This window comes from Bradyrhizobium sp. MI1.4, assembly GCF_055811315.1.
The window spans coordinates 21,150-37,294 of sequence record NZ_JBVVPP010000015.1 but is presented as its reverse complement, the minus strand read 5'-3'; the positions used below and the strand labels follow the sequence as shown (position 1 = coordinate 37,294).

Below are 16,145 nucleotides of genomic sequence, written 5' to 3'. Positions count from 1 at the left end.
TGTTTGATGCGAGAGGCTAACCGAGAACGCAGAACGGGCACAACCCTGAGGTTGTGCCCGTTCGTCCCATTCGGAGATGCGATGTTCTTAATAGACGAGGGTCGCTCCGGTCGGCTTGTCGAGCGCGGCGGCGAGCGAGCGATATTCGGAGCTGTCGGTGCCGGCGAGCGAGGCGAGCTTGTTCAGGTGATACTGCGCCTGCTCGCGGTTGCCCTGCTCGAGCTGCCAGAGGCCATAATACTGCCAGGTGCGGACGTGGTTCGGATCGTCCTTCAGCGCGAGCTCGTAATAGACCTTCGACGACTGGTAGTCGCCGAGCTTGCGATAGGAGTAGCCGATCAGATTGGCGACGTCGGCGACGTCGTCGCGCTTGAGCGACTTCAGCTGGCCGATCGCGCCGGTGTAGTCGTGATTGTCATAGATCGTGGTGTAGGCGGTGCGATAGGCAGCAAGGAATTTCGGATCGCTGACCGAGGAGCTCTTCTTCTTGCCCTTCTTGGTCGAGGTGTCGGATTTCGGTGGCGAGGAGGGCTCATCGCTGCCGGCGGCATAGGCGCTGGTCAGCACCGGCGCCGCTGCCAACGACACGGCGACAAGTCCCGGCACAAGAAGCATTGAGAGTTTGCGCATATAAGTTCTCCGGTATGGAACGTGGCGATCCTACACGATTGCCCAAAGACCGGAACACCCATCAGGCAAAAACATTCCCGGCATCCTGGCCTAGGGCGGATGACAAACTTGTCATCCAGATGAACGGGAGCCTGCTGTGGGCTTCAGATTGGGTTCAGTGCGAGCCTCCTAGGCTCCAACCTACGATCAAAGGGTTGGCGAGAGGGCGCCCGCCTCAAGATCCTTCCAAGAGGAGACCAACCATGTTGAAGACCATTTCCGCAGCCTTGCTCGCAGCCTCCGTGATCGCAGCCCCGGCCTTCGCAGCCGAGACCGCCAAGACCACCACGACCACGCCGGTGATCAAGGCAGACCAGAGCCAGACCAAGGTGTCGACCACCGCCGCGAAACCCGATGCCGGCCTCAAGGCCAACGTCAAGGCTTCGGACGTCAAGGCTTCGGACGTCAAGGCTTCGGACGTCAAGACCGATGCCAAGGTGGACACCAAGTCGAAGGCGATGAACGCCAACGCCGCCGTCACACCGGACGAGCACAAGACCGTGCGCAAGCATCGCCACCACCACAAGCATCTGTCAGCGAAGAAGTCGCTGAAGACGCAGCCGGACGTGACCAAGCCGGCGACGATGGAGAAGCGCAGCTAACGACTGAGCCTGCGCGGCGGCGTCCTAGCATTGCCCCGGCCGCCGCGCGAGGAATTCAGGCCCGGCCCGTTCGTCACGCCTTGCGCGAAAGCTCGAGGTGCTGGCGGCGGGCCGGTATGACCATGCTGAAGCCCGCGAGCAACGTCCCAGATTTGGCGGCCGCAAACAAAACCTCGAAAACAACCCCATGCACAGTAGCGGGTCGTAGATAAATCAATGGTTTAAGGGGTGGCGTATTTGCGGATTTTACGAATCTGTTTGACTCGTCGGGCAAAACACCTGTAGACATGCATCATTGCAACCTTGGGGCTGGAACGTCTCCGAGACTGATCGAGCGGAGAGCGTAAGCGGTGCGGCGACTAGCGGAACGCGCAGTGAGCTTGGCGTTGATGCTGGCACTGCTGCTGGCGCTCACGGGATGTTTCGGCAGCGATGGTGACCGTCCAACCCTGATGGAGGGGACCCAGGCCGGAGGTCCACAACCGTTCCCGGATAATTTCCGTGGCGACACGCTGGCCTTGATGCGCAGCTATCTGAACAATCCCGTCGGCGTGCGTGACGCCAGCATGGCCGAGCCGGCGCAGCGCGAGGTCGGAGGCCGCCAGTTCTACGTCAGTTGCCTGCACTTCACCCCACGCGAGACCGACGGCACCTACAAGGCCATGAGGGAGCGCGCCGTGATCTTCGTCAACGGCCGGGCGGACCGCGTCGTCGATCGCGCCAGCGAGCTGTGCGCGGGCGCGGTTTACGTACCCTTTCCGGAACTTGAAAAGATGACGCGGTAGCGCAAAGCCCACCTTCATCGCTTGGTGATAGACAAAGCCCGCCGGAGCTGCCGGATCACATTTCGGGGAGCTTTGAACGGGGTGGTTTCGCGTTGCGACTAATCGTTACGGCAGGTTTTGTTTCCGACGGAAAAAACCGTCGGCACGCGCCTGTCGGACGGAACAAAATCGCGCTGTTGCCGCTCCGTCACAGTAACGAACGATCAACGTTCCGGCATCGCCTCGAAGCAACCCAATTCACGCCACGTTGTTTCCTGAGTGTCGAATTGAAAGAACGGGGATAATCATGAAGAGGATTTTGCTGGGCGCGGTTGCCCTGCTTGCGCTGGCTGCGCCGGCTGCCGCAGCCGACATGCAGGCGCGCACCTACACCAAGGCTCCGGCCTACACGCCGCCGCAGGTGATCTACAACTGGACCGGCTTCTACATCGGTGGCCATGTCGGCGGCGCCTTTGCCGGCGACAGCAGCTTCCAGTCGAGCGACGCGCGCTTCCTCGGCGGTGTTCAGGGCGGCTTCGACTACCAGTTCGCGCCCAATTGGGTCATGGGTGTCGAGGCCCAGTATTCCTGGCTGCCGACCAACAACGGCGGCGCTACGTTCCCGCTGGGCACGCAGGTGACCTCCAATACCGACCAGCTCGGCTCGGTGACCGGTCGCATCGGCTACACCTGGGGACCGGCGCTGCTTTACGCCAAGGGCGGTTATGCCTGGCGCAATGGCGGTCTTGGCGTCAATGTCGCCGGCGTCCCGCAGCCCTTCACCGCCAGCGGCAACAGCAAGGACGGCTATACCGTTGGCGCTGGCCTCGAATACATGTTCGCGCCGAACTGGTCGGCCAAGGCCGAGTACCAATATTACAACTTCGGCAACACGACGATCACCTCCGGTCCGGCTGACGTCGTCGGCGTCCGCGGCCGGGAGGACGAGCATACCGTCAAGGTCGGCGTGAATTACCGCTTCGGCTGGGGCGGTCCGGCAGCCTCGCGCTACTGACGCGCCACCAGCGACCCACGACCTGACAAAGGCCGGCTCTCGCCGGCCTTTCGTTTGCCCAGCCCTCGTTCGCAAGTCCTTTGTTTGCATCGCGTCAACCATCTGGCGCGTCATTTGCAGGCAAACGTTCTGGCGGGCGCTTTCTCGCGCGCGTCATGGAGCTCGGGTAAAGCAAAAATAATTTTTGCAGCTTACGGAACTCGCGCGCCGGAACGCGTTATATGACAATTACCGGGCTGGTGGGACGACGGACATGCGTATCTTGGTGTCGGCTGTGGTGCTCTCGTGCTTCGTCAGTTTGCCGTGCGCTGCCCAAACAATCCTCAAATCCGAGCCTCTGATGCTGGCACCCTACGAGGTGGCCTTCGTCAAGGACGCCTCGTGCTCCTCCGGTAAGGTGCTGAAGGTCACCGGCGCGATCCGTGGGCTGCATCGCCGGAAGGCCTGCGTGGCTCTGGCGGGCGAGCAGGCGTCACTGGCCACCGCGACCCCCTAAGCTTTTCCTGAGCTCTGGCTTCCCAGCTTCGATTCCTCTTTAGGAATTCAGCTCAAGCTCCATCCTCGCTTGGCGATCAGCCTCGGCCTTGTTCCGGGCCGGGTCCTCGCCCTGTGCGGCCCGGCACGGCTTGATCTCGTAATCGTTGTCGAGCACCCGGCGTGGCCCGGGACGGTTGTCATCCGCAGTTACGTCCACGACGAGGCCACTTCGCTGCGCGAGCCTCCAGACGTCGGACTCGTCAGGATAGGCCTTGCTGATCTGGGCATCGTTGCAGAACAGGGCGTAGGGCATTGTTCCCGCTCCTGGAAAGCGCATTAACGAATTTGACGGGGTAGGGGTTCCGCTCGCCGGTCGATCACGCGGCCGTGATCAGGGCCGCCGGGTCCTGAGTCCTTAACGAGTCCTGAATCCCGGAAAAAAGAATCCACGGGACTCATTTGGCGGAATCAGCGGATGTTTTCGGTCATGACGACGGACCTGAAAACCTCTTGCGGGCACATGCTGCTGCCCCTCACGCTGGCCCTGTTCGGCGCCTGCGCGGCCAATCTCTGGCTAGTGTGGTCCTGGCTTTAGGCCAGCGACGGGAGATCCGGCTTTACTTGTCAGCCGGTGGACGGGAGGAGGGCTCGCGGATGGCGGCCCGCAATTTGGTCAGGGTGGCCGCGCAATATTCCTCGCGCTCCCGCTCGAACCGCTCCTGATGCTTGCGGAAATTGGCGATGCGGGCCTGTATTTCGGTGCGGACGTCGTGGCTCGCCACCCGGGGCGACGGGAGAGGTAACGGCTGCGGCGGAGCGGCCTTAAGTGGCTCGGTCCCCATGATGGTGTTGACGGGGGCGATCTGCACCGACGCGGCCACTGTCGCCGTCGGGATCTCCGGTGGATGCAAGTCATCCTTTTTGCCGGTTACCGATTGGACGAAAGCCATTGTCTGCGCGATCAGCGCGTCGCGTTCCGCGATCCACTTCATGGTGCACCCCTGTTGGCGCCATTCCAGCAAAGCTGGCCGGCCGAATCAAGAAGGTGTTGGGTGGGGGATTGCATATTTTTCCCGGCCGCCCGACAGTGGGGAATGGATGCCAAAGCAGACCATTCAGCCGAAGCCGAGGGCTTGAGGCTCGTCCGCGCGTTCCTATCGCTGCCGCCCGACAAACGGGCGGAGGTGATCGCGTTCGTTGAGGAGTTGGCCCGCGCCAAACGCCGTCCGGAGGAGGGCGCCGACGTCTCGCCGGGGTGAGCGCTAGCGCTCCCGCGGATTGAGGTTGGGCTCGAACGGCGCCCCGACCACCCGAACCGGCGTCGGCGTGGTCCCGTCTATTGCTACCGTTTCAGCCCGCTGCTTTGCCGGAGCCGGCCAGGGAGACTGTTCGAACAGCGCAACAGCCCCGGCCAAGGCGCTACAGCACAGCGTCACCGTGGCCAGCAGAAACATGTTTCGATTTTCTTCCCTGATCCGCATGGGTCGACAACGGCCGACGCCCTTCACGGGTTCCGCCTGACCATGCCCGGATCGCTCCCCAAACTGCCGGCGGGACGCGATCGGGACATGGCCAGGACAAATCTTCAAAGACAAATCTTCAAAAACCACGGATCGAGGTCGTCTCACGGCAGCGCAGATCGAGGTTGAGAAGCAAGCCGCCCATCAGCGCAAGCGCGATATGGTCAACCTTGCCGACGGCTTTGAGCGCGCAGCCGGCGAGATCAAGACGGTGGGCGCGGCGTCCACCGAGCTTGAAGCGTCGTCCTCGACGCTGGCCAAGTGCTTTCCACGGCCAAGATGCTGGTGAGCGACAGCAACCGGCTGGGTGGCACAAACTCCGGCGGCACGGCGCCCCGGCAAGCAGCTGATTTATTGCGGCAGCAAGAGGGACATCGCGATCGCGAACAGGAAGCCCGTTGCGACGATCGCCGCGACAGCACCCGCGGTGATCTTGGCGATCTCTCGGCTGGTATAGGGACGCATGGGATGCGCATGCTACCTCATGTTGAACTCTGATCCAATCTGTGGTCAGTAGCCGCGCCCGAAATGCGTGCGGCCAACGTCCATTCCCGAAGGTCGATCCATGAACGAGGATATCAGCGACGGCTGGACCGCGTCCGCGGCTGCTTGGATCGTCGAGCAGGGTGAAGACGGCGACTATGGTCGCCGCTTCGTGCTGGACGCGCCGATGCGAGCGCGGATCGAAGGGCGCGGCTTCCGCAATGCGCTCGACGTTGGCTGCGGCGAGGGGCGCTTCTGTCGCATCATGCAGCGCGCCGGCATCCGCACCACTGGCATCGACCCGACCGAAGCGCTGCTCGCGCGTGCCATGAAATTGGACCCGCAGGGCGACTACCGGCTTGGCCGAGCTGAAACAATGAAGATCGAAGCGCCATTTGATCTGGTCGGCAGCTATCTCAGCCTGGTCGACATGCCGCATCTCGGTGCAGCGATCGGGAAGATCGTGGCAGCGCTGCGGCCGGGCGGTACGCTGCTGATTGCCAATCTGACCAGCTTCAACACCGCGGGTCCGCCCGACGGCTGGACGCGTGACGGCGACGGCGCCTTGCGCTTCAACATCGATCATTACATGGAGGAGCGGCCGACTTGGGTGACATGGCGCGGCATCCGAATTCTGAACTGGCATCGTCCGCTCAGCACCTACATGACGCTGCTACTCGATCAGGGGCTCCTGTTGCGCCTTTTCGTCGAGCCGCAGCCCAGCGGCGGCGACCCCGACAGGAATGCCTTTCATCGCCGGGTGCCTTACTTCCACATCATGGAGTGGCAGAAACCGGTTTGAGGATGGGATGAGATTCGGATGGAACGCATGACCACAGTGTTCACAACGTAGTCTTAAGGTCCGGACGATGATCTCCAAGCGCCCACCCGTGCTCGCCCATGAGCGGTTCACCGCCGACCGCGAGAATTTTGTCGGCCTCGGCCTCGCCGCGCGGTTCGAGCGGATCGAGCGGACTAACCTGTGGGGTGCGGCCAGTTCGGTGTCGGGCCTCGGCTCGGAGGATCCCGCGACCGTCGCGGTCCGCGAGATGCTTCCTGCACTGCTGCAACGGCTCGGCGCGCGCTCGCTGCTCGATGCGCCCTGCGGCGACGCGGGTTGGATCGGTCGCATCAAGCTGCATCTCGACTACACCGGCATCGACATCGTGCCGTCGCTGATCGCGGCCAATCGCAAGCGCGTGGCTGGCGGTGAGTTGTCAGGCCGGTTTCTCGTTGCCGACATCACGCGCGATGCACTGCCGCGCGCCGATGTGGTGCTGTGCCGGGACTGCTTGGTGCATTTGAGTTTCGACAACATCGTCCGCGCCGTCGCGAACTTTCGCGCCAGCGGCGCACGTTTCCTGCTGGTCACGACGTTTCCCGAATGGGACGACAATCGCGATTGCGAGGACGGCGACTGGCGGGCGCTGAACATGGAGAAGGCGCCGTTCGACTGGCCGGCGCCGCGCGAGCTGATCAACGAGCGTTGCGAGGAGGGCGATGGCGGCTGGCGCGACAAGAGCCTCGGGCTGTGGCGGCTCGATGAACTGCCCGATCGTGTCCTCACTGCCCCGGGGGATATGACGGATGCGGGCGGAACGTCCGTTGCGTGAGTGATTGCCGTCGCGCTATACTTTTGGTTGCATGATGCCGTCTCGCATTGCGGTGACGATGTTGGAGCACGCCATGAGACCGAGTGTTGTCGCCGTCGCCATGCTGGTCTGGTGCTGCGCGCCTGCGTTGGCGCAGCAGGACGGCGCTGCGCTCTACGCAAGCCACTGCGCGCAATGTCACGATGGCGGTGATGGCCAGAGCCGTGTGCCAGGCCACGGCGCCATGCAGGCGATGTCGTTCGATCATGTGCTGGGAACGCTGACTTCCGGCAGCATGGCGGCGATGGCGAAGGACCGCAGCGACTCGGAACGGCGCGCGATTGCCGCCTTCGTTACCGGCAAGGCCGCGGTGGGCGACAATGCAGTCGATGCGGAGGGACGCTGCACGCAGCAGGTCAATTTCTTTCCGCAACCGCTCGATGGTCCGCGCTGGAATGGCTGGGGCGTCGACGCTGCCAACAGCCGCTTCCAGTCGGCCGAAATGGCCGGCCTCACCGCGGAAGAGGTGCCGCGCCTGCGGTTGAAATGGGCTTATGCCTTTCCCGGCGCCTCGGTGTCGTTTGCGCCGCCGACCATCGTGGGCGGTCTGCTGTTTATCGGCGGCACTGACCGCAAGGTGCACGCGCTGGACGCGCGAAGCGGCTGCACGCGGTGGACGCTGCCGACCGATGCCGCGGTGCGCGCGGCGATCAGCTTCGGGCCGCTTCCCGGCACCGATCAGTTCGCGATCTTCTTCGGTGACCTGCGCGCCAATGCCTATGCGGTGAACGCACTGACTGGCGCGCTGATCTGGAAGACGAAGGTCGAGGAGCATCCGGCAGCGCGCATCACTGGCGCGCCGACGCTGCATTCCGGCGTGCTCTATATCCCGGTCTCCTCGCTGGAGGAGGCCGCCGGTTCGCAGGCCAGTTACGAATGCTGTACCTTCCGCGGCAGCGTGGTCGCGCTCGAGGCAGTGACCGGCAAGCCGGTGTGGCAGGCCTACACGATCCCCGAGGTGCCGCATCCGACCGGCAAGAATGCGAGAGGCACGCAGCTGTTCGGCCCGTCCGGCGCGGCGGTGTGGTCGGCACCGACGATTGATCCGAAACGCAACGCCGTCTACGTCGCGACTAGCAATTCCTATTCGAATCCACCCGCCGCAACCGCCGATGCGGTCCTCGCCTTCGAGCTTGCGACCGGTAAGCTGCTCTGGAAGCAGCAGGCGACCCCGAGCGACGCCTTTATCGTCGCGTGCTTCGGCGCGGACAAGACCAATTGTCCTGAAGATCACGGGCCCGACCACGATTTTGGCCAGTCGCCGATCCTCGTGACCTTGCGTGACGGCAGGCGCGTTCTTGCCATCGCGCAGAAGTCCGGCGTCGTGCACGCGCTCGATCCTGATGATGGCGGCAAGATCCTGTGGCAGACGCGGATCGGGAAGGGCGGTGCGCTCGGCGGCAGCGAGTGGGGCTCGGCCGCCGACCAGGATCGCATCTATGTCGCGAACTCCGACGTGCGGTTCCTGCGCGATGGTACGCGGCGGCTCGATGCCACCCAAGGCGGCGGCCTGTTCGGCCTCGACCTCGCCAGTGGGAAAATTGCGATGGAAGTATCTCCTGTCGCCTGTGGCGATCGCCTCCAATGCAGCCCTGCGCTGTCGGCTGCCGTGAGCCTGATCCCCGGCGTCGTGTTTTCCGGCGGCGTCAGCGGCTTTCTGCGCGCCTACGCGACAGCCGACGGAAAGCTGTTGTGGGAATACGACACGGCGCGAGACTATACGACGGTGAACGGCGCCCCTGGTCATGGCGGCGCGATCGACGGCCCCGGGTCGATCATCGCCGGCGGAATGCTCTACACCAATTCCGGCTACGGCCAGTGGGGCGGCGTCGCCGGCAACGCACTGCTGGCGTTCGAGGTTGCGAAGGAGTGAGGGTCCGTCCTGGATTGCTCTGCGCTCCAGCCGAGCGACAGAACCTGTCAGCCAATTGAGGAGGAAGGAGCTTCGATGATCGATGCCCAATGCAGGTGCGGCGCTCTCGCGCTGTCGCTTGCAGGACCTTCCAGCCTCGTCGTCGCCTGCCACTGCATTGACTGCCAGCGTCGAACCGGCGCGCCGTTCGGGGTCGGTGCGTTCTATCCGGCGGAGGGCGTCACGATCTCAGGGACGTCGAAGGAGTACGTCCGGACAGCCGCAAGCGGCGGCAAGGTCCGCAGCTATTTTTGCCCCGCGTGCGGTTCGACGGTCTATTGGAAGGCGGACAATCTGCCTGCGATGATCGGCGTTGCCGTGGGCGCGATCGCGGTTCCGAACTACCCGGCGCCCATCCGCTCGGTTTTCGAACAGTCGAAACATGCCTGGGTGGAGATATCAGGCGCCGAGCACTTCCAGCAAAGCAGCGCACATTCGAAGTGAGCGTTGCGCGTCAAATTTCGCTCCAAGGCTTCGCGGCAAGATGAATCGACGCCGTTCCCGTGGGTTCCGCCGAGGGTTGGAATTTGCGGCAGTCCCTCTGCTTCGCGTGAGACAATAGCTAGCCGTCCGGATTGGAACGAACGTCACAAAAACTCGTTTGCCGACCGGAGCTAACGATGAATAACGCGGAAATTTTCGAACCTTTCTTGAGGCGGTTGCGGGTCAGCACCGAAATTGATGAAGAGGACGAGGCCGCTATCCGTCATCTGCCAATCACGGTGAAACGGATGGCTGGCGGTCAGCCGGTCGTTTCTCTCGGAGATCGACCTTCGGCGTGCTGCCTTGTCGTTGATGGCTTTATCCTGAGATCAAAGATCGTCGGCAATGGCCACCGCCAAATCATGGCCTTTCACCAACCCGGCGACATTCCCGATCTGCAGGGTCTCTTTCTACATGTGATGGACCATGACGTCAGCACGCTTGGCGATAGCGTTCTCGGCTTCATTCCGCATGCAGCGGTGCGCTCACTGATAAGAAAGCGGCCTAACGTGGCCGAAGCGCTTTGGCGCGATACACTGACCGACGCCGCGATCTTCCGGGAGTGGATTTGCAACGTTGGTCAACGCGAAGCCACAAGCCGCGTGGCGCATCTCGTGCTTGAGCTTTACACCAGATTGAAGGCGATCGGTCGAGCGGACGGCCTGTCCTTCGACTTTCCGGCCTCTCAGGCACTCCTCGCCGACGCCGTCGGCACCAGTGTGGTCCACATGAATCGGGTCGTTCAGCAGCTACGTGCTCAGCGCGTGTTGGACCTGGAGCGGGGAAGAATATCGATCCTTGATGAAGCCAGGTTGCGCGAAATAGCAGACTTCGACGTGCTTTACCTTCATCTCAATCCGTCGCTCTGAGCCATGAAGTTCTACTTCGATATCAAGGACGACTTTTTCGCTGCGGTCGACGAGGATGGGGTGGATTTGCCCGGCCCGGAAGCCGCCGAAAAAGAGGCGATCGCAATGGCGACCTCGATTGCCAGAGACGTTGCGTCGGCAAAGGGGGCGCAGGTCCTCATTATAGTCAGGAACGAGAAGCACCCGCTGCTCGAGTTGAGTGTAACGGTCGCCCGGAAAGCTCTGACGTGATTGCGTGGGAAATCGATTCTAGCTGTCGTTAGACGGAGGAGTGCCCCGATCTATCAGGCCGCGGTGTCGGCTAAATCGGTGGTGCCGGCTGAGGGGATTGAACCCCCGACCTTCGGTTTACAAAACCACTTGCCTGTAAGCAGGATATCACCTGGAGCGGTATCAAAAGCAAACTTTGTTGATAATATAATAGGTTATCGGGCGATCTAAATCGACCGCTTGCAGGGCGGGCCTTCCGTCTCCATATGGGTGTATCCCCATGTATCCCCAAATGGCCGCGAATGGCAAACAAGCGATACGCGCTGACGAAGGATTTGCTTGGCGAGGCCGGCGCGAAGCGCGACGCGGACGCTGAATGCCAGTTCGCTATCGATAATCCCAGAGGCCTGAGCGTCCGCGTCAGGGGCGGGGAGGTCGCCTACTATGTGCAGGCCCGCACTCGCGTCCGAGGCCAGAAATCCACGGTTGTCAAACGGCGGCTTGGCGCGGTGAGAGACTTCACTTTCGCCCAGGTGAAGAAGATCGCCACCGAGGCAATATTCGCGATCAAAAACGGGCGCGATCCGGACGCCGTCATCGAAACCAGGCTGATGGGTGGCGACGAAAAGTCCGTCGCTATCGCAGTTGATCGCGCTGAAGCCCTAAAGGGAGAACTGTGGACTTTCGAGACGCTGATTAATCAATACGCGCAACGAACCAAAAGCTCGAAAGATGGCGGTCGGAATGAAGCAGCCAAATTGCGCCTTGCGCCTTCGTCGATTACCGAGCTTGAGACCCGATTGCGAGATCGGCCGGAAAACGCCGACCTCAAGAAGCGCTTCGTAAAGGAGCTCCGCCTCGAAGATCTTGAAGAAGTTCGGGACCACATTGATGCCAGCGGTTCAGGTCCCTCCGCTGGAGCAAAATACGTCGATCTCGCAAAGCGGGTCTTGCGCTGGGGACTCAAGCAAAAGCGGCGCTTCACTGGCCTCGACCCGGCCGCTACTTGGTGGGAGGCGTTATCCCACGAGTATGAGATGGAGGACCGCTCGAAGCGTTATCTGACCCCGGCGCAGATCGGGATGCTCATTGCGCTTCTGGAGGCCGTCAGGCCTTTGGGAGGCAATAACAACGATGCCGTACTGGGTGCCCTGCAGGTTTCATGGACGATCCCCCAACGGAGCTCCGCTCTGGTGAATATGCTCGCGTTGGGCTCCGATCGCTGGCTTCCTGATCCTGCGCCGGAACGTGTCGGGTGGCGTGTCTATACCTGGAAACCTGAGGAGGTGAAAAACAAGCGCGAAATCAAGTTGAGCGTGCCGCCTATTGCGCTCGAGATCCTCGAAAGAGTGGCGCGGTACTCGAAACAGCAGTTGGGCGCGGTGTCGACCTGGGCGTTTCCGCAGGACCGCAACAAGTATGTTGTGCGCGCTCTCGCCGCTACACAACCTAACGACAATCGCGTACCGGCCCACCTGGACAAGGCGATTACACCTTCCTCCCTCAATCACGCGCTCGATGCCTTGGCAGGACGCAAACCGGGCTGGCCGGACCTACTTACCGTCGTTGGGCTGCCGAACCGGATTGGCCCTCATGACGAGCGTCGGTCGGTCACGAGTTTCTTTGAGAATTTCGGCGAAGGTGCATATGCATCCGCGCTCCTGGATCACCGCGTGAGCGGCGCAGACAAGATGTCGCGCGAGGTTGCTGCAATTACCCAGACCGTCTACAGCGCCGCCGACCGCGTCGTGTTCAAGGCCGAAGGCATGCTGATGTGGATGGAAGCGGTGTTGCCGGCCTACGAAGCTGCGAAGAAGGATCCGCGCTTGGCGAAGGCAGTTGAAATGCGAAAGGCCGCGTTGGCGAATGGCTTGCCGAATGGGAAGACGAGAGGGCGAGCCACGGCGCGTTCCCCGCGGGCGCTTGCGCCCCGGTTAGGCTAAGGCTTCGACTCCTCTATCGCTACCATCCAAATATGCGAACGAAGAGTTCGGGATCGAGTTTCTTTTCGTCGAAGACCGGGCCGTCGGTATCCGCGCGCGCGAGGCGGACAAATAGCCACCAGGACACTATCGGGCATGATTGGTGGCGTACGCGCCAACCCTACGCTCCTTCCAGCCGGCAAAGGGACATGGCGGCCTCGAGGCGTGAAACGGGTCGCCTAGAGGAGCCCCCGTCCTCAATGACGCGGTTCTCGTTTCGCTTCTGCTTCGGATCAGGAGCGCCAGTTTGCCGACCCCGCATGCTTCCGGTGTCGACATTCAACCGAGTCGCATCAACGGCAGCGATGGGCCAGAATCAGACATTAGAGCCACATTGGACAAGCTATTACATCCGCCCCATACTGCCGCAGTTATCAAGCGGCCGGTTGGGATGAAAATGTTCGCTTTCCGAGCTCGAACCAAAGGGACGGCGCAAGAGCTAGGTTTTACCGGTGTGGTTCGATCGTACTGTTGCCTAATGTTAGTGCCGACTTTGGTATGTCTCTCCGGTCCTGTCCTGGCTCAGGATCCTAGCGACAGCAATAGCGGATCCGGATCGACTTCGTGGCCTAATATCTATCTGGATTTGAGAACGAACTACGCCACAGTGCCCGCCAATACACTTTCGATCGGCTTCAGCAGTCCTTCACTGTCGACGGCCATCGCGGCGCTTCGAACTCTCTCGGATCTGTCGAGTTCTCCGCGACTTCCGGTACCTTCTTCGCCGTCAAGCCAAAGCATCGCACTCGACGTTCCGCTGACAGTCGATGTTAGCGACACCGTTTCATTGTATGGCGGGTTCACGGCGAGCGCTTTGCAAAGTGGGACGTCTGATTGGTCGTCCCTTGCGATCTCTAGCTGGAACGTGGGTTTCCAAGCTGACCTTTATCAGCAGAATGGCGGATCGATACCAACGATTACACTGCAGACCACCGTCACGAGGTCCGTGCCGGACTCGGCGCTCGCGACGACGTCCCTTAACAACATTCTGGAGCTCGACTATGCGCTGAACGAAGACGAGACCAACGGGTTGCTGGCCGGCGTCCAATACACGAGGATCAATGTCGACTCTCCACTCGCAACCATCAACCCGAATACCATCGGCTATCTCGGCGGCTACTATCAGTGGCCCAACAACTGGAAGTTCACGGGTCGCGTCGGCGTTCAATCATTCGGTGGTGCGCAGCTGCTGAACCTTGCGACAGTGCCATCCTTTACTCAGCCAATTGTACGGTTCGACCTCGACCGGCTGGACGATAACGATAATCGCCTGTTTGGTATCACAGCCCTGATTGCATGGACACCAAAGCCCGCCTATCAGCTGACGATCAGAACTCCGCTATACTTTGTCAGAAACTGAGACGGCGGGGCAGCGGCTCGACATTCTCTATAATCAACTAGTCAAGTTGCTACAGACAACCGTTCACGAGGTAGAGTCAGGGCGGAACGCTGGCCTCGGTGCGGCGTCCGGCGGCAAACAATCCTCGCGAGAAGGGAAGCCCGCTAACTTCAGCGCACCCCGGGGTATTCACGGCGCCAACGCATGTCAGCACGCACTAGGCGCGCGGTCGCCCGCTCAGATCGAGCTTGGTATCGACAACGTCGAACCGGCCTTCTTCAACATGCCCCCGACAAGCGTGGCATCGTTGACGGGGTTGGGGAGGCGGGGCACGCTCTTGTAGGCGGAGTTGCCGATCACCAGCGCAACGCGCCGCTCGGCCTGCGCCGGGGCGGAGCCTAGCGAGATCGCAAAAATCAATAGAAGCAATAACCGAAGAGCGCCCACTTGGAGCCCCAAATCACAATATGGGCAGAGTATTCACAGGCTGCCGGAAGGCAAGTGGCCGGTTTGTAGCTCTGGTCACGCTGCGTCGGCCTAAAGGCGACCTCTGGCTCGGCGCCGGAGATCCGCGCTTGGCGAGGCAGTTGAACTGCGAAAGGCCGCGTTGGCGAATAGGGTGTCGGAGGAGAAGAAGAAAGGGCGAGCCAGGGCGCGTCCCGCTTAGGGCTGCGCCTGCCAGCGACAAGCGGGGCCTTGCGCAGGCCTCCACAAGTAGTCACTCGGAATCCACGCTTATGCAGGGCTGAGCACCTTAAGCCTCGAACGTTCTTCAGCCCGGCCAGCCGCCAAGATCAGTGCAACGGTCGGAAGGGCGAACAGCACAGCGCCGGTCGATCCGGCGCTCAGGACAACCCACATGGGCCATAGCATCTTCAATGCGCGCTTTTGATCGGCACCTGATCCGCGGAGGTCATTATAGCCCGCGGTCATGAGTAATACCGAACACATGGTTGCTCCGATCAACGCCGCAAGTGAAGATTCTCCTTGCTCCTCCGCATCGTGGGAGCCTCAAACGGCGCCCAGTCTTTGGCACTCTCGTGCCCGTGGGGCAGCCGTCCACAGCATCAAAACCGGACGTCGTCGTCGTACCAAGCCGCCCCTGTCGTGCTTGGAAAGTCTCCGGGATCTGTGTGGACGTAGATGACCTGCACCTAACCATTAAGGGACTTCGCCAGGCTTTCCAGATTCTGCGGCCGGACCTCGATCAAGCCATGCCGCGGAGCATCGATGTCGGCGATCAGGAGGAAGGCAACCGAAATGATCAGCGGAAGTACCAAAACCAGCCCCCCGCCGGATTTTCCGGTTCGCGAGCGATAGCCCATCAGCGCGTTGGAACACAGTGCGATCGCCGCCATCAGAAACCACGCGGCGACGGGGATCCGATTCCAGTATGCCGCCTGTGCATACCCTTGCGAATTGATCACGTCGTTCATGCCGGCAAGCGCCAGCGCTTCTACCGGCGTTGGCTGTGCTGATGACGAAGCACGAACTGCGGACCAGAGATCGCCCTGCAACTTGGCCGTCCGCTTGTCGATCCGCTTGCGCTGATCGTCGTCCCGTTCGAGGTAGAACTGGATCCGCAGGCCAGTGTATTCGGCAAGAAGCTTGCGCACGTTTGCAGCTGCAGCAGAAGGCAGAAAGTCGGCGCGCAGCATTTCGGTTCCGATGGCGTTGGCTTCAGCTTCTTCGAAATTCTTGCGCTGCTCATAGCGACTCGTCGCCATGGAAAAACTGAAACCAATGATCAGGCTGAGCAGCGTCAGGGTGGCCGCAAGGATGATACCGAGATGCTCGCGATGATCGTCGTCGGTGTCCGGAAGGCGCCTGCCCAACCAGGCCCCCGCTGTTGCGAGGATCGATAGCACCACGAAGGAAACGACGAACAAGAGCAAAGGGTAGTGCGTCAGATTTTCCATGGAGCACGCGACAAGAGGATCCGAAGCGCTTTCAGGCAAGTTGCGGCAAAATCTCAAATTCCACTATGCCTTCGGCAGAATGCGGGCGCAACGGGTGCCGTCCGCGCCGCGCGATTTGCCGGATTTGCATAGGCAGCGCTTAATTCTGCGAATAGCCTCGGCATGGCGTGCTCATCGTTCATTGCTGCGTGTTATCGTCGGCAGTCTGGTCGTGGAGCTAAGCCGTACATTCCGCTCGGGATTTGAAGG

General features: G+C 61.5%; 17 protein-coding genes and 1 pseudogene. 13 read left to right on the top strand and 5 right to left on the bottom strand.

Features of this window, described 5'->3' with window-relative positions; genetic code table 11:
• Positions 1-87: 87 nt before the first annotated feature.
• Positions 88-630 (bottom strand): tetratricopeptide repeat protein, encoded by a 543-nt coding sequence (locus tag AC0L23_RS18870; protein WP_085351154.1) that lies wholly within the window; start codon positions 628-630, stop codon positions 88-90.
• Between the two features lie 242 nt (positions 631-872).
• On the opposite strand from AC0L23_RS18870, the gene AC0L23_RS18865 reads away from it, so the two are divergent.
• The 4 genes from AC0L23_RS18865 to AC0L23_RS18850 all read left to right on the top strand — a co-directional run bounded on the left by AC0L23_RS18865 (position 873) and on the right by AC0L23_RS18850 (position 3,546).
• Entirely contained in the window at positions 873-1,271 is a 399-nt protein-coding gene (locus tag AC0L23_RS18865) for a His-rich protein BRANT (protein ID WP_473357229.1), read from the top strand.
• Positions 1,272-1,660: 389 nt separating this feature from the next.
• Positions 1,661-2,056 (top strand): hypothetical protein, encoded by a 396-nt coding sequence (locus tag AC0L23_RS18860; protein ID WP_473357249.1) that lies wholly within the window; start codon positions 1,661-1,663, stop codon positions 2,054-2,056.
• A 286-nt stretch (positions 2,057-2,342) separates the two neighbouring features.
• A complete protein-coding gene (locus AC0L23_RS18855) occupies positions 2,343-3,050 on the top strand; it encodes an outer membrane protein (protein WP_473357228.1) in 708 nt (235 codons plus the stop codon).
• Positions 3,051-3,303: 253 nt separating this feature from the next.
• Complete coding sequence (locus AC0L23_RS18850; RefSeq protein WP_018455389.1) at positions 3,304-3,546, top strand: hypothetical protein; 243 nt, start codon at positions 3,304-3,306, stop codon at positions 3,544-3,546.
• 39 nt (positions 3,547-3,585) lie between these two features.
• On the opposite strand, the gene AC0L23_RS18845 is transcribed toward AC0L23_RS18850, so the two are convergent.
• Together AC0L23_RS18845 and AC0L23_RS18840 are read right to left on the bottom strand one after the other, a co-directional pair.
• Positions 3,586-3,840 carry a hypothetical protein gene (locus tag AC0L23_RS18845; protein WP_018455390.1) on the bottom strand — a complete coding sequence of 85 codons (255 nt, stop codon included), beginning with the start codon at positions 3,838-3,840 and terminating at the stop codon, positions 3,586-3,588.
• A gap of 304 nt (positions 3,841-4,144) precedes the next feature.
• Complete coding sequence (locus AC0L23_RS18840; protein ID WP_317246152.1) at positions 4,145-4,519, bottom strand: hypothetical protein; 375 nt, start codon at positions 4,517-4,519, stop codon at positions 4,145-4,147.
• Between the two features lie 102 nt (positions 4,520-4,621).
• On the opposite strand from AC0L23_RS18840, the gene AC0L23_RS18835 reads away from it, so the two are divergent.
• The 9 genes from AC0L23_RS18835 to AC0L23_RS18795 all read left to right on the top strand — a co-directional run bounded on the left by AC0L23_RS18835 (position 4,622) and on the right by AC0L23_RS18795 (position 13,998).
• Positions 4,622-4,786 (top strand): hypothetical protein, encoded by a 165-nt coding sequence (locus AC0L23_RS18835; protein WP_007602663.1) that lies wholly within the window; start codon positions 4,622-4,624, stop codon positions 4,784-4,786.
• Between the two features lie 826 nt (positions 4,787-5,612).
• Entirely contained in the window at positions 5,613-6,332 is a 720-nt protein-coding gene (locus tag AC0L23_RS18830; RefSeq protein ID WP_473357227.1) for a class I SAM-dependent methyltransferase, read from the top strand.
• A gap of 67 nt (positions 6,333-6,399) precedes the next feature.
• Positions 6,400-7,143, top strand: coding sequence for a class I SAM-dependent methyltransferase (locus AC0L23_RS18825; RefSeq protein ID WP_473357226.1), 744 nt, complete (start codon positions 6,400-6,402; stop codon positions 7,141-7,143).
• 73 nt (positions 7,144-7,216) lie between these two features.
• A complete protein-coding gene (locus tag AC0L23_RS18820) occupies positions 7,217-9,055 on the top strand; it encodes an outer membrane protein assembly factor BamB family protein (RefSeq protein WP_473357225.1) in 1,839 nt (612 codons plus the stop codon).
• Positions 9,056-9,130: 75 nt separating this feature from the next.
• Positions 9,131-9,538: a GFA family protein gene (locus AC0L23_RS18815; RefSeq protein WP_473357224.1), complete on the top strand. Its 408-nt coding sequence runs from the start codon at positions 9,131-9,133 to the stop codon at positions 9,536-9,538.
• 176 nt (positions 9,539-9,714) lie between these two features.
• Entirely contained in the window at positions 9,715-10,446 is a 732-nt protein-coding gene (locus AC0L23_RS18810; RefSeq protein ID WP_018455399.1) for a Crp/Fnr family transcriptional regulator, read from the top strand.
• 3 nt (positions 10,447-10,449) lie between these two features.
• On the top strand, positions 10,450-10,677 hold the full coding sequence (locus AC0L23_RS18805) for a DUF6894 family protein (RefSeq protein WP_018455400.1): 228 nt from the start codon (positions 10,450-10,452) through the stop codon (positions 10,675-10,677).
• Positions 10,678-10,958: 281 nt separating this feature from the next.
• Positions 10,959-12,599 (top strand): hypothetical protein, encoded by a 1,641-nt coding sequence (locus tag AC0L23_RS18800; RefSeq protein WP_473357223.1) that lies wholly within the window; start codon positions 10,959-10,961, stop codon positions 12,597-12,599.
• 517 nt (positions 12,600-13,116) lie between these two features.
• Entirely contained in the window at positions 13,117-13,998 is an 882-nt protein-coding gene (locus AC0L23_RS18795) for a hypothetical protein (protein ID WP_473357248.1), read from the top strand.
• A gap of 214 nt (positions 13,999-14,212) precedes the next feature.
• Here AC0L23_RS18795 and AC0L23_RS18790 read toward each other — a convergent pair.
• Positions 14,213-14,424: pseudogene (locus AC0L23_RS18790) on the bottom strand (caspase family protein); the annotation flags it as partial.
• A gap of 707 nt (positions 14,425-15,131) precedes the next feature.
• Complete coding sequence (locus AC0L23_RS18785) at positions 15,132-15,896, bottom strand: bestrophin-like domain (RefSeq protein WP_473357222.1); 765 nt, start codon at positions 15,894-15,896, stop codon at positions 15,132-15,134.
• Positions 15,897-16,145: the final 249 nt, after the last annotated feature.

Excerpts from the sequence above, each read along its gene's own strand:
- AC0L23_RS18870 (WP_085351154.1), bottom strand. The coding sequence starts at position 630 with ATGCGCAAACTCTCAATGCTTCTTGTGCCGGGACTTGTCGCCGTGTCG.
- AC0L23_RS18820 (WP_473357225.1), top strand. The coding sequence starts at position 7,217 with ATGAGACCGAGTGTTGTCGCCGTCGCCATGCTGGTCTGGTGCTGCGCG.
- AC0L23_RS18785 (WP_473357222.1), bottom strand. The coding sequence starts at position 15,896 with ATGGAAAATCTGACGCACTACCCTTTGCTCTTGTTCGTCGTTTCCTTC.
- AC0L23_RS18830 (WP_473357227.1), top strand. The coding sequence starts at position 5,613 with ATGAACGAGGATATCAGCGACGGCTGGACCGCGTCCGCGGCTGCTTGG.
- AC0L23_RS18845 (WP_018455390.1), bottom strand. The coding sequence starts at position 3,840 with ATGCCCTACGCCCTGTTCTGCAACGATGCCCAGATCAGCAAGGCCTAT.
- AC0L23_RS18865 (WP_473357229.1), top strand. The coding sequence starts at position 873 with ATGTTGAAGACCATTTCCGCAGCCTTGCTCGCAGCCTCCGTGATCGCA.
- AC0L23_RS18795 (WP_473357248.1), top strand. The coding sequence starts at position 13,117 with ATGTTAGTGCCGACTTTGGTATGTCTCTCCGGTCCTGTCCTGGCTCAG.
- AC0L23_RS18855 (WP_473357228.1), top strand. The coding sequence starts at position 2,343 with ATGAAGAGGATTTTGCTGGGCGCGGTTGCCCTGCTTGCGCTGGCTGCG.
- AC0L23_RS18835 (WP_007602663.1), top strand. The coding sequence starts at position 4,622 with ATGGATGCCAAAGCAGACCATTCAGCCGAAGCCGAGGGCTTGAGGCTC.
- AC0L23_RS18810 (WP_018455399.1), top strand. The coding sequence starts at position 9,715 with ATGAATAACGCGGAAATTTTCGAACCTTTCTTGAGGCGGTTGCGGGTC.
- AC0L23_RS18840 (WP_317246152.1), bottom strand. The coding sequence starts at position 4,519 with ATGAAGTGGATCGCGGAACGCGACGCGCTGATCGCGCAGACAATGGCT.
- AC0L23_RS18815 (WP_473357224.1), top strand. The coding sequence starts at position 9,131 with ATGATCGATGCCCAATGCAGGTGCGGCGCTCTCGCGCTGTCGCTTGCA.
- AC0L23_RS18860 (WP_473357249.1), top strand. The coding sequence starts at position 1,661 with ATGCTGGCACTGCTGCTGGCGCTCACGGGATGTTTCGGCAGCGATGGT.
- AC0L23_RS18825 (WP_473357226.1), top strand. The coding sequence starts at position 6,400 with ATGATCTCCAAGCGCCCACCCGTGCTCGCCCATGAGCGGTTCACCGCC.
- AC0L23_RS18850 (WP_018455389.1), top strand. The coding sequence starts at position 3,304 with ATGCGTATCTTGGTGTCGGCTGTGGTGCTCTCGTGCTTCGTCAGTTTG.
- AC0L23_RS18805 (WP_018455400.1), top strand. The coding sequence starts at position 10,450 with ATGAAGTTCTACTTCGATATCAAGGACGACTTTTTCGCTGCGGTCGAC.
- AC0L23_RS18800 (WP_473357223.1), top strand. The coding sequence starts at position 10,959 with ATGGCAAACAAGCGATACGCGCTGACGAAGGATTTGCTTGGCGAGGCC.